Origin of the sequence: Pseudomonas arsenicoxydans (genome assembly GCF_006438915.1) — a bacterium.
Classification (GTDB): Bacteria; Pseudomonadota; Gammaproteobacteria; order Pseudomonadales; family Pseudomonadaceae; genus Aquipseudomonas; species Aquipseudomonas arsenicoxydans_A.
In genome coordinates this window covers 446,737-460,700 of record NZ_RCZE01000005.1, presented here as the reverse complement: position 1 = coordinate 460,700, position 13,964 = coordinate 446,737, and the positions used below count along the sequence as shown (strand labels likewise).

Sequence of the window (13,964 nt, the reverse complement as noted above, 5' to 3'; positions counted from 1 at the left end):
CGGTTGTCACGCCAGTGGCATTGCCGGGTAGCTATGTTCGGAATAGATAACCGCTGAAAGCATCTAAGCGGGAAACTAGCCTCAAGATGAGATCTCACTGGGACCTTGAGTCCCCTGAAGGGCCGTCGAAGACTACGACGTTGATAGGTTGGGTGTGTAAGCGCTGTGAGGCGTTGAGCTAACCAATACTAATTGCCCGTGAGGCTTGACCATATAACACCCAAGCAATTTGCTTGCTTCGAGCTGAAAAGCGAACGAGCACCAGATTGCGGTGTGTGAAGACGATACATTGTCGAAARTTCGAATCAAACACACAAATCTATTACATACCCATTCGCTGGAGCGTGAWCCGMAAGGMRAACGACCTGGCTACCGAATTTCTTGACGACCATAGAGCATTGGAACCACCTGATCCCATCCCGAACTCAGCAGTGAAACGATGCATCGCCGATGGTAGTGTGGGGTTTCCCCATGTGAGAGTAGGTCATCGTCAAGATTAAATTCCGAAACCCCTATCTGCGTATGCAGGTAGGGGTTTTGTTTTGTCCGCAGGAAAGTGCCAGACAGCATGGCCGACCGTCATTTAGGCCCTCACGTACGACCGTTAGAGGAAATCGCACTAAAGCGACCGGTCAGTTTTTGGTATGGTGCAGCTCGTTTTTTAACGGATTGATTTCAAGCCTACGGATCGGCACCCGTCTTTCGTCAAAGAGTTGCCGCAGAAATGCCTGAACCGATACCGATCAAGGACCACGAAAAAGAGACAAGCCTCGTCAACAAAAGACTGATGGCTTGCGGCTTGTTCGTTGTTGCTATTACGTGTGCGCTGGTGGTGCGCATGTATGTCCTGCAGGTGGTCGAATTCGACTACCACTCGACCATCTCCGAAAACAACCGTGTCCACGTCCTGCCGATCACGCCCACCCGTGGGCTGATCTACGACCGTAATGGCGTGGTCCTGGCGGACAACCGGCCGAGCTACAACCTGACCATCACCCGCGAACGCACCTCCGATGTCAAAGAAGAATTGGATGAGGTAGTCAACCTCCTGCACCTGCCGCCAGAAGATCGAACATTGTTCGACAAGGCAATGAAGCAGGCCCGTCATCCGTTCGTGCCGGTGACTCTGTTCTATGAACTGAGCGAAGAGCAGATTGCTGTATTGGCGGTCAATGAGTTCCGCCTGCCGGGGATCGATGTCGAGCCTCAATTCGTGCGCCACTACCCGATGGGGGCGCACTTCGCGCATTCGATTGGCTACGTCGGTCGCATCAATGAGAAAGAATCTAAAGCCCTGGACAACGTGGAATACCGCGGCACTCAATCCATCGGCAAAACCGGCATCGAAAAATTCTACGAATCTGAATTGCATGGCCATGTTGGTTACGAAGAGGTCGAAACGAACGCCCAAGGCCGCGTGCTGCGTGTGCTCAAGCACACTGATCCGGTCCCCGGTAAAAACATTGTCCTGAGCCTGGACGTCAGACTTCAGGAAGCCGCCGAAGAAGCCTTGGGTGATCGTCGAGGTTCAGTCGTTGCACTGGACCCGTCGACCGGTGAAGTGCTGGCCATGGTCAGCAAGCCAAGTTTCGACCCAAACCTGTTCGTCACCGGGATCAGCTTCAAGGAATATGCAGCACTGCACGACTCCATCGACCGTCCGCTGTTCAACCGTGTGCTGCGCGGCCTCTACGCGCCGGGATCGACCATCAAGCCCGAGGTGGCCATTGCCGGCCTGGATGCTGGCGTCGTCACCCCGCAGACCCGTGTCTTCGATCCGGGTTACTACCAGCTCCCGGACTTCGATCACAAATACCGTAATTGGAACCACAGCGGCGACGGTTGGGTGGACATGGACGCCGCGATCATGCGCTCCAACGATACCTACTTCTACGACCTGGCCCACAAACTGGGCATCGATCGACTGCACGATTACATGGCGATGTTCGGCCTTGGCGAGAAAGTCTCGCTGGACATGTTTGAAGAGTCTGCGGGTCTGATGCCGTCCCAAGCCTGGAAGCGCGCCACACGCCGTCAGGCCTGGTTTCCTGGCGAGACGGTGATCCTCGGCATCGGCCAGGGCTACATGCAGGTCACGCCGCTGCAATTGGCCCAGGCCACTGCGCTGATCGCCAACAAAGGTGTGTGGAATCGACCGCACCTGGCCAAGACCGTGGATGGCGTCGCGCCGGTGGATGAGCATCCGATGCCCAACATCCTGCTCAAGAATCCGCATGACTGGGAGCAGGTCAACCACGGCATGCAGATGGTGATGCACGATGCGCGTGGGATTGCCCGGGCGGCAGCGATTGGGGCTCAGTACCGCATCGCTGGCAAGAGTGGTACCGCGCAAGTTGTCGCGATCAAGCAGGGCGAGCGCTACAACCGGGCGAAAACCCTGGAGCGTAACCGCGACAACGCCTTGTTCGTCGGTTTCGCCCCGGCTGAGCACCCGAAGATCGTCATCTCGGTGATGATCGAAAACGGCGAGGCGGGTGGTCGCGTCGCCGGTCCTGTGGTGCGGCAGATCATGGACGCCTGGCTGCTTGATCAGGACGGCCACCTGAAGCCGCAGTACGCTGCCCCGAGCAAAGTGCCAGGTGATCCTCACGTCTAAGTCGTTACTTCGCAAACACAAGTGCCGTAAGGCACTTGCCATCGCCCTGACGTTAACGTAAAGATTGCGGCAGGGCGCTGAACTTGAAAAAGCGCAGGGCGGACCGATTCGGAGCGCTTGATGACGCTAATAAAAACAACACCACCCAAACTGCACCGCGAAGCTCGGCTGGCCCGGGAAAAACTCCATCTGGAGGGCGAAGTCCCCGATGGCGTATTGCGCGCGGAAATCGATGCGTCGTGGCGACGCAGCCTCAGTCATGGTGTGCATTTCAATGGCAAGCACGAACTGGCGCTGGAATCGAGCGCCAGCCTTGATGTGCTACTGGCGAGCAACCGACTGCTGATCGACGCGGCATTGCCGGCGATTGATTACCTGGCCGAACGTCAAGGCAAGGAAGGCCTGATCATCCTTGCCAATTCCGATGCCACCATCCTCGCAGTCGAAGGGCGCGCCGACCGCCTCAAGGGCAGCGGGCTGCAAGACATCACCCTGGGCGCCTGCTGGAGCGAAGCCGCTCGCGGCACCAATGCGCTGGGCACTGCACTGGTCGAAGCCCGGCCGACGATGATCGATTGCGGTGAACATTACCTCGATCGCCTGACCGATTTCTCTTGCACCTCGGTGCCGATTTATTGCCCCCAAGGCGACATCCTTGGCGTACTCGACCTGACCCGCGAAGGACCGCTGGGCCGCGTCCACGACAGCACCGCGTTGCTGGCGATGGCGGTCAGCCAGATTGAAAGTCGCGTGTTCAACGCCAGTTATCCGGACGAAATCGTCCTGGCCTTCCACAGCCGTCGTCAATATCTCGAATCGCCTTGGCAAGGCCTGCTGGCGGTGAGCCTTGGCGGTCAGATCCTTGCGGTCAGTGCTCAGGCCTGTCAGTTGCTCCACGCCGAACGCTCGGCACTGGTCGGTCGACGTTGCGAAGAATTCCTCGGTGTCGATGGCCTGCAACTTTTATCGCGTTTGCACCAGGGCGGCGTCGGCAGCCTGCAAACCGCCAAGGGCGAATTCTTCTATAAAACCCTGCGCGCGCCGCAGCGCTCAATCAACGTCAGCACCCCAACGCGCACGACCGCCAAAACCGCGAAACCCCAGCCGGACCTTGAATCCCTGGCCGGCAGCAATGTGCGTTATGCCCGCGCCTTGCGCATGGCCCGGCAGGGCCTGGCCAATGAGTTGCCGGTGTTGCTGCTTGGTGAAACCGGCACCGGTAAAGAAGTCATCGCCCGCGCTCTGCACATGGCGGGAACCCGTTGCGACAAACCCTTTATCGCGGTGAACTGCGCGGCCATTCCCGAAGGCCTGATCGAGTCGGAGCTGTTCGGCTACCGCGAAGGCGCCTTCACCGGCTCCCGTCGTGGCGGCATGATCGGTCGTCTGCAACAGGCCCACGGCGGCACCTTGTTTCTCGATGAAATCGGCGACATGCCGCTGGCCTTGCAAGCGCGTTTGCTACGAGTGCTGCAAGACCGCAAAGTCGCGCCACTGGGTGCAGGTGAAGAGCAAGACATCGACGTCGCATTGATCTGCGCCACGCACCGCGACCTCAAGCGTCTGGTGGAAGACAAGCACTTCCGCGAAGACCTGTTCTACCGGGTCAACGGCATCAGCGTGATGCTCCCGGCCCTGCGCGAGCGCGAAGATTTCAGTGCGCTGGTCGGGCGATTGCTGATCAGGCTCAATGCTCCGGCCGTCGTCCTGCATGACGATTTGAACCGATTGCTCAGCGGCTATCAGTGGCCGGGCAACATCCGCCAACTGGAAATGGTATTGCGCACCGCGCTGGCCATGCGCGAACCGGGGGAGAGTGTCCTCACCCTCGACCACTTGCCCGACAGCATGCTCGACGAACTGACCGCCACCGAACGCCCTCAGGCTGGCAGCATCCGTGAAAATGAACTGGAACTGATTCGTCAGTCCCTGGACACGCACCAGGGCAACGTCTCGGCCGCCGCCGACGCGTTGGGCATCAGTCGCGCGACCCTGTATCGCAAGCTCAAACAGTTGCGTTCGTGATGCAGCGCCTGATCGTTCGGCTGATCGACAGCCAAAATCCCGAAGCCCTGCAAGCGGCATTGCGCTGGCTCTACAGCTTCGTGCGTCCCCATCGTTTGGCCATCGCCGGGCTGCTCGGTTTGTCGGTGTGCGCCTCGTTGCTGGTGTTGGTGCAACCCTGGTTGACCAAGCTTCTGATCGACGATGGCCTGCTGGCGCGCAACTTTCCGATGTTGGTGTTGATCGCCGGGCTGATGATCGTTGCCGGGCTGCTCGGCACGGCGCTGTCGGGCATCAATCGCTACCTGCACACGCGCTTGTCCGGGCGAATTTTGTTTGCCTTGCGCGATGACCTTTATCGGCATTTGCAGACCCTCTCTCCGAGCTTTTACGGTCAGCGGCGGATCGGCGACCTGATGTCGCGCCTCGATGGCGATGTCGCCGAGATCCAGCGTTTTGCTGTGGACTCGCTGTTTTCGGCGGTATCGAGTGTGATCGGTCTGGTCTGCGCGGTGGCGATGCTGCTGACCCTGTCCTGGAAACTCTCATTGTTGGCGCTGGTGTTGATTCCCCTAGACGTACTCTGGCTGCGCTGGATGCGGCGCAAGGTCGAGCGCGATGTGCGGCAATTGCGCGAGCGCTCGGCGGACATGTCCTCGTTCATGGTCGAGACGTTGCCGGTGATGAAATTCATCCAGTCCGCCGGCCAGCAACAGCGTGAGGCGCGGCGCCTGGAAACGCTGGGCCATGGCTACATGAGCCAATTGCTGCGCCTGCAAGTCACCGAGTTTTTTACCCAGGCCGTACCGGGCACATTGACGTCGTTGTCCCGCGCCTGCGCATTTTTGATCGGTGGTTACTGGGTGGTGCAGGGGACTTGGCAGTTGGGCGCCTTGATCGCGTTTTCTACCTATCTGGGCATGGCCGTTGGACCGGTTCAGAGCCTGCTCGGGCTCTACGTCGCCATCCAACGGATGACCGTCAGCCTCGGCCGCGTGATGGAATTGCGCGGCGAAGAACCGACCGTCCTGACACCGATCCAGCCGCAACCGATGCCGACTTCGGGTGACCTGCGATTTGACGATGTGCACTTCAGCCATCCCGGCCGGCCGACCACCTTGCGCGGTATCGAAGCGCGTATTCCCTACGGCTTGAAAGTCGCCCTCAGCGGCGGCTCCGGGGTCGGCAAATCAACCCTGATCGACCTGCTGCAACGCCATCATGATCCGCAGTCCGGCCGTGTGTTGCTGGGGGAGGTCGACCTTCGGGAGCTGGACCTGTTCCAGTTGCGCCAGCGGATTGCCGTGGTCAGTCAGGACATCGTTTTGTTTCGCGGCAGCCTCGCCGACAACCTTGCTTACGCCGTACCGAACGCCAGTCGCGAAGCGATTACCGAAGTCGCGCGGCTGGCGCAACTCGACAGCCTGATCCAATCGTTGCCCGAAGGCCTCGACAGTCCGTTGGGCGAGCGCGGCCAGCAGCTGTCGGGCGGGCAGAAACAACGCATCGCCATTGCCCGGGCACTCTTGCAGGACCCGCTGATTCTGGTCCTCGACGAAGCCACCTCAGCGGTGGATGAAGCCACCGAGCGCGAAGTCATCGAGGCTATCGACCGACTGTTTGCCGGACGTACCCGCATCCTGATCAGCCATCGCCCCTCAACCCTGGCCGATGCCGATCTGCGTTTTGAAATGCTCGACGGCGTGCTCACTTCAAAAACGGTGCTGCATGAAGCCTGAGTTGCGCATCGGTGTGGTCGACAGCGGGCATTCGGCGGCGCAACGGGTGCAGGTCGTCGCGGGTCGGCGCTTCTCGTTGCTGGACGATGCCCTCGCCGAAAGCGACTTGCGCGATGATCCGCTGGGCCACGGCAGCGCAGTGATTGAAGCCATCGGCCGGCGGGCACCTTCAGCGGTGTTCTGTGTGGGGCAGGTGTTTGATCAGCGCGGCGTCACCAGCGCCTTGCAGATCGCCAGCGCTATCGATTGGCTGGTGGCACAGGACGTTCGGCTGATCAATTTGAGCCTCGGCTTGCGACAGGATCGCAGCCTGTTGCGCGAAGCCTGCGCAGCGGCGGTGGCACGCGGGGTTCTGCTCTGCGCCTCCAGTCCGGCGCAAGGCGAGGGTGTGTTCCCGGCCAATTATCCGCAGGTGCTGCGCGTTACCGGCGACGCTCGTTGTGCTGAACAGGAATGGTCGTGGCTCAACAGCGCGCAAGCGGATTTCGCCGCGTGTGTGCATGGGACTTATCCGGGGCAGTCCGGCGCCAGTCTGGGGTGTGCGGCGTTGAGCGGGCATATCGCCGCTTTTCTGGTCGTCCACCCTGAGGCGAGTAACGCACAGATTGTCGATTGGTTGCGCGAGCATGCGCGTTATCGCGGCCCTGAACGGCGCTTCGGGCCATGATTGTGATTCTCGGCGCCGGGCCTGCTGGGGCGACGGTGGCCCTGGGTTTACGCCGGCTCGGTTATCCGGTGACGTTGGTCAGCGAGTGGCGCCGGTTTGCCGCGCTGGAAGGTGTTTCGGTGCGGGTGCTGGAAGCCTTGCGCGGTGCGGGTCTGCATCAGGCGCTGGCGGAGGCGGCATTGCCTTCCCAACGGCAGGTGTCGTGGAACGGTCAGCAGCATGCGCAGAACATTGAATTCCTGTTGGACCGTCCAGCCTTCGACCGAGGTCTGCGCGAAGACCTGCGCCTGGCGGGAGTCGAGGTAATCGAAGGTCGGGTGCTGACGGTTCAGACCGGTGCTACGGCGCATCGAATCGAGATCGAAGGGCGTGAAGCGCTGGTCGCGGACTTTCTGGTGGAGGCCCGAGGGCGTCAGGCGCCGGCGCTCGGCAAAGGCCTGAGAGGGCCGGAGACGGTCAGCCTGCTCAATCGCTGGCAGGCCACGCCGGGCAGCACCGCCAGCGCGGTCGAAAGCCTTGAGGATGGCTGGGCGTGGATGGCGCGGCGGGCTGATGGCCAGTGTTATTGGCAGTGGACGGTGGACGTGGCCAGCGCCGACCTGCCGGGCAAGGCGAAATTGCTCGACTATTGCCGGCAGCGGCGCCGGGGCTCGGCGCTGGCTCAGGCGTTTTTCGGCGCCACGCCTGAAATCGATCTGCAACTGCATGCCCGCAGCAGCACTGCGATCCTGTGTCCGCAGGTCTGCGGCCAACACTGGATTCGGGTCGGGGATGCGGCGATGGCGGTGGACCCGCTGTCGGGCAACGGGATTTTTCAATCACTGTCTTCAGCGCTACAGGCGCCGGCCGTGATCAATACGCTGTTGCGAAAACCCGAGCGGACGGCCCTGGCCCAGCGCTTTCATCAGCAGCGGGTGGAGCAGCTGTTTTTACGCTTTGCGCGGATCGGTCGCGACTTTTACGCCGATGAACAGCGTTGGCTGGAGGCGCCATTCTGGCAGACGCGGCGGCAATGGCCGGATGCTGAGGTGGCCCATGCCGAAGCGGATTTCGCAGCGTTGAGGATTGAGCGGGCGCCGGTGCTGCGGGATGGTTTCGTGGATGAGGCCGAAGTGGTGATCACGACGGATCAGCCGTTGGGCATCTGGCATGTGCAAGGGGTTGAGGTGGCGCCGTTGGTGCGGCGGTTGCGTACTGAGCTGGCTGAGCAGGTGCTGGCGGGGTTGACGGTGGAGCAGGGGCGGGTGGTTCGGGGTTGGTTGTTGGCCCAGGGTTTCAAACCCTGAAATCTATAGTGGCTGGTCTGGAGCCTTCGCGAGCAAGCCCGCTCCCACATTGGTTCTGTGGCGATCACAAATCAAATGTGGGAGCGGGCTTGCTCGCGAAGGCGACCTAAAAAGCGCCGCAAATCAGAGCTTGATCAATACCGACTTCAACTCGGTGTAATGCTCAATCGCCGCATACCCCATCTCCCGCCCAACCCCCGACATCTTGTACCCACCAAACGGCAGCGCCGGGTCCAGGGCGCTGTGGCAGTTTACCCACACCGACCCCGATTTGATCCGCGGAATCATCCGGTGCACCGCCGCCAGATCATTCGACCAGATACTTGCCCCGAGCCCATAAGGACTGTCATTGGCCATGCGCAACGCATCGGCCTCGTCATCGAACGGAATCGCCACCAGCACCGGACCAAAAATCTCTTCCTGCACCAGCGAATGCTTCTGATCGACGTCGACAATCACGGTTGGCTTGACGAAAAAGCCCGGGCCGAATTGCTCGCCACCGCAGGCGATGGTCGCGCCACTTTCCCGGCCCTTTTCGATATACCCGTACACCCGTTCCTGCTGCCGCGCCGAAATCAACGGCCCCATCTCGACGCTCGGGTCCAGGCCGTTGCCGAGTTTCATGGCGTTGGCGATGCCCGCAATATCCGCCACCACATTGTCGAAATGCTTGCGCTGCACATACAGCCGCGAACCTGCGCAGCAGACCTGGCCCTGGTTGAAGAAAATCGCGCTGGCAGCTCCAGCGGCGGCGCTCGGCAGGTCGGCGTCGGCCATGACGATGGTCGGTGATTTTCCGCCCAGTTCCAGAGTCACGCGGGTCATGGAGTCCATGGCGATCTTGCCGATCTGCTTGCCCACGGCGGTCGAGCCGGTGAAGGTCAGCTTGTCCACCAGCGGGTTGTGCGTCAGGGCGGAACCGGCGGTGATGCCGGTGCCGGTGACCACGTTGAACACGCCCTCGGGGTACCCGGCTTCCAGCACCAGTTCAGCGAGTTTCAGCGCGGTCAGCGGGGTTTCGTCCGCCGGTTTGAGCACCACCGTGCAACCGGTGGCGAGGGCCGGGCCGAGCTTCCAGCAGGCCAGCAACAGCGGGAAGTTCCAGGCGACGATGGCGCCGACCACGCCCACCGCTTCGCGACGGATGAAGCTGTGGAACTGATCGTTGGGCATCAATGGCAACGACACCTCAACGCTGGAGCCTTCGATCTTGGTCGCCCAACCGGCCATGTAGCGCAGGAAATCGATGGCCAGTTGCACGTCCATCACCTGCGCCACCACCGCGCTTTTACCGTTGTTCAGGCATTCCAGTTGCGCCAGCAGCTCGGCATCGCGCTGCATCAGGTCGGCGAGTTTCCACAACAGATTCTGCCGTTCGCGCGGGCGGGTGCGGGTCCAGGCCGAATCATCGAAGGCCTGACGCGCCGCCAGCACCGCGCGGTCGACATCCTCGGGCGTGGCTCGTGGCACCACGCACAACACTTCACCGGTGGCCGGGTTGTGCAGGGGCATGGTCTGGCCATCGGCGGCCTCGACCCAGTCACCGCCAATGAGCATGCGCGGGGCGCGCTGGATAAAGGCGGAAGTGGCAGGAAGCACTTTAGGGAGCGACATGGCGAAGCCTCTTATTGTTCGTGAGAACAGGGCTTTCGCAATGGCTGTGCCAAGTCGCCGCAAGGTCCGGCGAGCCATTGACTGGCCGGGGTTCGCCTGACGAAAAAGACGGGTGGCTGGAGTGATTCTTTCGCAAATTGCGACACCCTCTGAGACGACGAGCACTCCGATTGCGACCTTGAGACCTCTCGTGTTGCGCACTAGGACTTTCAGGCTCTGTAGGTGCAATGACGGAACATTTCCCCGGCCACACACACAGTGATGCTTGCCACTTTTAATCCGCTTGCTGGCAATCGGTGAACCACGATTTCTCACTCGCCTCCCTGTGCCGTCAATCGTCGAGCGAAGAGCTGTTCCCGCCGGGCATCTATGCTTGTCTCAAACTGCAACACCTGTCGCGATATTAGACGCAGGCGCTCTCTTTCAAAGGCTGTTCCAGGCCCTTGATTGCACGCAACTGATTGATAAAAAACAACATCGGTAAGCTGGCACGCTCCGTGTATTGCTCATCGCAGACGTTTCTCTTGCCTCCGTCAGCGGATCAAAGCCGGCGGCAGAAACCATAAAAACGATAAGCCACAACAATAAGAACGCACCGTGCGAGGTTCGACGTTGATGAAGAGAAAACTCCGATCAGGCCTGAGCGCCAGCCTGCTGGCCGTGGCCGCTTGCGTGGCGCTGCATTCGCCCGACAGCCTGGCAGCCCGCGACGCCCAGACCATCCTCAAGGAAACGTGTCAGGGCTGTCACACCCCTGAAGCCAATAACACCCTCAGTCGCATCAGCCACCAGCGCAAGACCCCGGAAGGCTGGCTGATGAGCATCGCCCGGATGCAAACCATGCACGGTTTGCAGATCAGCGATGACGACCGCCGCACCCTCGTCAAGTACCTGGCCGACACCCAGGGCCTGGCCCCAAGCGAGACCGATGGCGTGCGCTATGCGCTGGAGCGCCGACTCAATACCGTCGAGAAATTCGACGACCAGACCAGCCAGATGTGTGGCCGCTGCCACTCCGGTGCGCGGGTCGCCCTGCAACGGCGTCCGGCCGAGGAATGGGAACGCCTGGTGAACTTCCACCTCGGCCAATGGCCGTCCCTCGAATACCAGGCCCTGGCCCGCGACCGCGACTGGTTCGACATCGCCCGCAAAGACATGGTGCCGCTGCTGGCCAAACGTTATCCGCTGGACAATCCTGCGTGGAAAAAATGGCAGAGCGCTGCACCGAAAAGCAATGCACTGGTGGGGGATTGGAGTTTCAGCGGCCACTTGCCAGGCAAGGGTGAATTGGCCGGCGTGATGAGCGTCACGGCCGATGGCAGCGACACCTTCAAGGTCAGCGTCAAAGGTGAGTACGCCGATGGCAGCCCTTTCAACGGCGACGGCAGCGCGATTCTCTACACCGGCTACGAATGGCGCGGCAACGTGACCATCGACGGCGTGACCATGCGCCAGGTGTTCGCTGCCCAAGGCAACGCGATGCAGGGCCGGATGTTCGAAGCTGAGCACGACGAGCGCGGTCTGGACTTCGTCGCTGCCAAACAGGGTTCAAGTCGTCTGCTGGCGGTGCAACCGGGATACCTGAAGGCTGGCAGTGAAACGGAAGTGACGCTGATCGGCAGCGGTCTCAGCGGCAAACCGAATTTCGGCAAAGGCGTGGAAGTGGTCGAAATCGTCGAGCAGAGCCCTGAGCGGATCAAGGTCAAACTCAAGGCCGCGGCCAATGCCCAACCCGGCGTGCGCGCGGTCACCGTCGGTACACTGAAAGGCCCGAGTCTGTCGGTCTACAGCAGCATCGCCGAAGTCAAAGTCGTGCCTGAATTCTCGGTGGCGCGAATCGGCGAGGGCGGTGGTTCGACGCCGAAAGTCCAGGGCCGTTTCGACGCCGAAGCCTGGGGCAAGGGCGCTGACGGCAAGCCATATCGCATCGGCGTATTCCCGGCGCAGTGGAAAGTCGAGGCCTTCGATGACCGCGCCAAGGAAGACGAAGACGTCAAGTTCGCCGGCACCATGCAGGCGGACAGCGGCGTGTTCACACCGGGCGATGCCGGGCCGAACCCGCAACGCAAGATGTCCACCAACAATGCCGGCAACCTCAAGGTGATCGCCGCCGTCGACGACGCAGGGAAATCCCTGACCGGCGAGGGTCACATGATCGTCACCGTGCAACGCTGGAACAATCCACCCATTCCATAAGTTGGCTGATCCAAAAAGGCTACAGACACTTTTTCGGAATGATCGCAGGCCCCGTCAAACGGGGTTTGCACAGGAGGTTGCAATGGGCGCTATTTTGAATCTGGTCGAACGAAACCTGCACGAAGTGCACGTCGATGCCGACCGCATGCTGTTTCACATCCCCAGCAGTTCGCTGTTCGCCAGTGATGAGCTGACCGGCACCATCATCGATACCTTGCGCGGCCCCGGCTGTTCGTCGGAGGACCTGATCCAGCGCCTGGCTTCGCGTTTCAACGGCGAGGAAATCACCGAGACCTTGCGTGAGTTGATGTCTCTGGAACTGGTCAGCGACGGCTCGCCACTGACCCCGGACATCGGCACCAAACGGGTGGAGCGCACCGCGATCAATACCGTGGTGCTTAACGTCAACACCGGCTGCAACCTGAGCTGCACCTACTGCTACAAGGAAGACCTCGACAAGCCGTCGGCGGGCAAGAAAATGGACGTCGAAACGGCGGTCGCGTCGGTGGAAATGCTGCTGCGCGAATCCCCGGACGAAGAGCGTTTCACCGTGGTGTTCTTCGGTGGCGAGCCGTTGAGCAACCGCAAGCTGATCGAGTACATGGTCGATTATTGCGAGAAGCGTTTCCGCGAAGCCGGCAAGTTCGTCGAGTTCGTCATGACCACCAACGCCACGCTGCTCACCGAAGAAACCGTGGACTACCTCAATGCCCACCGTTTTGGGCTCTCTGTGAGCATCGACGGGCCGAAAACCGTGCACGACCGCAACCGCATCACCGTGGGCGGGCAGGGCACCTATGACGTGGTGCGACGCAAGGCTGAGATGCTGTTGTCGCGCTACAACAGTCGTCCGGTCGGTGCGCGAGTGACGTTGACCACCGGCGTCACCGACGTCGAAACCATCTGGGATCACCTGTTCAACGAACTGGGTTTTGCCGAAGTCGGCTTTGCCCCGGTGACGTCCGGTGATATCAGCACCTTCAACCTGTCCAGCGACGAGCTGATCGAAGTCTTCGCCAGCATGAAGAGGCTGGGGCGGCGTTACCTGGAAGCAGCGCTGGAACACCGCAACATCGGCTTTTCCAACCTGCACCAGTTGATCACCGACATCCACGAAGGCCACAAAAAAGCCCTGCCGTGCGGCGCGGGCCTGAAGATGCTGGCGGTGGATCACAAGGGCGAACTGAACCTGTGCCACCGTTTTACCGGTTCGAGCCTGCCGACCTTCGGCAACGTGCACAGCGGCGTCAAACAGGTGGAGTTGAACGACTTCCTGTCCCAGCGCCTCGACCGCACCAACACCGGTTGCGAGGACTGCCAGATCCGCAACCTGTGCTCCGGCGGCTGCTACCACGAGAGCTACGCCCGGTACGGCGACCCGACCCACCCGACCTATCACTACTGCGAACTGATGCGTGACTGGGTCGACTTCGGCATCGAGGTCTACACCCGGATCATGGCCCATAACCCTGCGTTTATCAGCAGCTACATCACTCCGCGCAAGGCTCACTGATATGAAACATCTCAAGGCAATCAATAACAAAGCGCTGAAACTGGACGAGGCTGCGGCCGAAAACCGTATCGAAGAAGTGGTGGCGATGAGCTCTGTGGCGGGCTGCGCCTCGACCACCGACCCGGGTTGGGAAATCGATGCGTTCGGCGGGGTGTCGTCGCTGTGCCAGCCAATGGAAGCCGACCTCTATGGCTGCTCCGACCCGTGCTGGTGGCCGGCCCAGGTGCCCGACATGATGAGCACCTACCCGGACTGGAACAAGGATGCCCAGGCGTCCAACGAAAACTGGCGCAACCTCGGCACTGTCTTCCCCAAAGACAAGTGATCA

General features: G+C 60.9%; 9 protein-coding genes and 2 rRNA genes. 10 read left to right on the top strand and 1 reads right to left on the bottom strand.

Annotation, left to right across the window (positions count from 1 at the left end):
• The 7 genes from EAH78_RS13520 to qhpG form a co-directional block, all read left to right on the top strand.
• Positions 1-213: ribosomal RNA gene (locus EAH78_RS13520) — 23S ribosomal RNA — on the top strand; the annotation flags it as partial.
• Positions 214-380: 167 nt separating this feature from the next.
• A 5S ribosomal RNA gene (gene rrf, locus EAH78_RS13515) occupies positions 381-496 on the top strand.
• Positions 497-724: 228 nt separating this feature from the next.
• Positions 725-2,617: a penicillin-binding protein 2 gene (gene mrdA / locus EAH78_RS13510; RefSeq protein WP_140667969.1), complete on the top strand. Its 1,893-nt coding sequence runs from the start codon at positions 725-727 to the stop codon at positions 2,615-2,617.
• A 120-nt stretch (positions 2,618-2,737) separates the two neighbouring features.
• Complete coding sequence (locus EAH78_RS13505) at positions 2,738-4,642, top strand: sigma-54-dependent Fis family transcriptional regulator (protein ID WP_140667968.1); 1,905 nt, start codon at positions 2,738-2,740, stop codon at positions 4,640-4,642.
• Entirely contained in the window at positions 4,642-6,360 is a 1,719-nt protein-coding gene (locus EAH78_RS13500; RefSeq protein ID WP_140667967.1) for an ABC transporter ATP-binding protein, read from the top strand. Before EAH78_RS13505 ends, EAH78_RS13500 begins: the two co-directional genes overlap by 1 nt.
• Complete coding sequence (gene qhpE / locus EAH78_RS13495) at positions 6,350-7,027, top strand: subtilisin-like serine protease QhpE (protein ID WP_140667966.1); 678 nt, start codon at positions 6,350-6,352, stop codon at positions 7,025-7,027. The genes EAH78_RS13500 and qhpE overlap by 11 nt, the downstream gene beginning before the upstream one ends.
• A complete protein-coding gene (qhpG, locus tag EAH78_RS13490; RefSeq protein WP_140667965.1) occupies positions 7,024-8,313 on the top strand; it encodes a flavin-dependent monooxygenase QhpG in 1,290 nt (429 codons plus the stop codon). The genes qhpE and qhpG overlap by 4 nt, the downstream gene beginning before the upstream one ends.
• Before the next feature lie 123 nt (positions 8,314-8,436).
• Here the strand turns inward: qhpG and EAH78_RS13485 are convergent, their stop codons facing one another.
• Positions 8,437-9,927, bottom strand: coding sequence for an aldehyde dehydrogenase family protein (locus EAH78_RS13485; protein ID WP_140667964.1), 1,491 nt, complete (start codon positions 9,925-9,927; stop codon positions 8,437-8,439).
• A 615-nt stretch (positions 9,928-10,542) separates the two neighbouring features.
• On the opposite strand from EAH78_RS13485, the gene peaA reads away from it, so the two are divergent.
• The 3 genes from peaA (at position 10,543) to qhpC (ending at position 13,961) form a co-directional block, all read left to right on the top strand.
• Complete coding sequence (gene peaA, locus EAH78_RS13480; protein ID WP_140667963.1) at positions 10,543-12,123, top strand: quinohemoprotein amine dehydrogenase subunit alpha; 1,581 nt, start codon at positions 10,543-10,545, stop codon at positions 12,121-12,123.
• An 82-nt stretch (positions 12,124-12,205) separates the two neighbouring features.
• Positions 12,206-13,636 (top strand): quinohemoprotein amine dehydrogenase maturation protein, encoded by a 1,431-nt coding sequence (peaB, locus tag EAH78_RS13475; protein ID WP_010458403.1) that lies wholly within the window; start codon positions 12,206-12,208, stop codon positions 13,634-13,636.
• A 1-nt stretch (position 13,637) separates the two neighbouring features.
• Positions 13,638-13,961, top strand: coding sequence for a quinohemoprotein amine dehydrogenase subunit gamma (qhpC, locus tag EAH78_RS13470; RefSeq protein ID WP_008145336.1), 324 nt, complete (start codon positions 13,638-13,640; stop codon positions 13,959-13,961).
• The last annotated feature ends 3 nt before the right edge of the window (positions 13,962-13,964 follow it).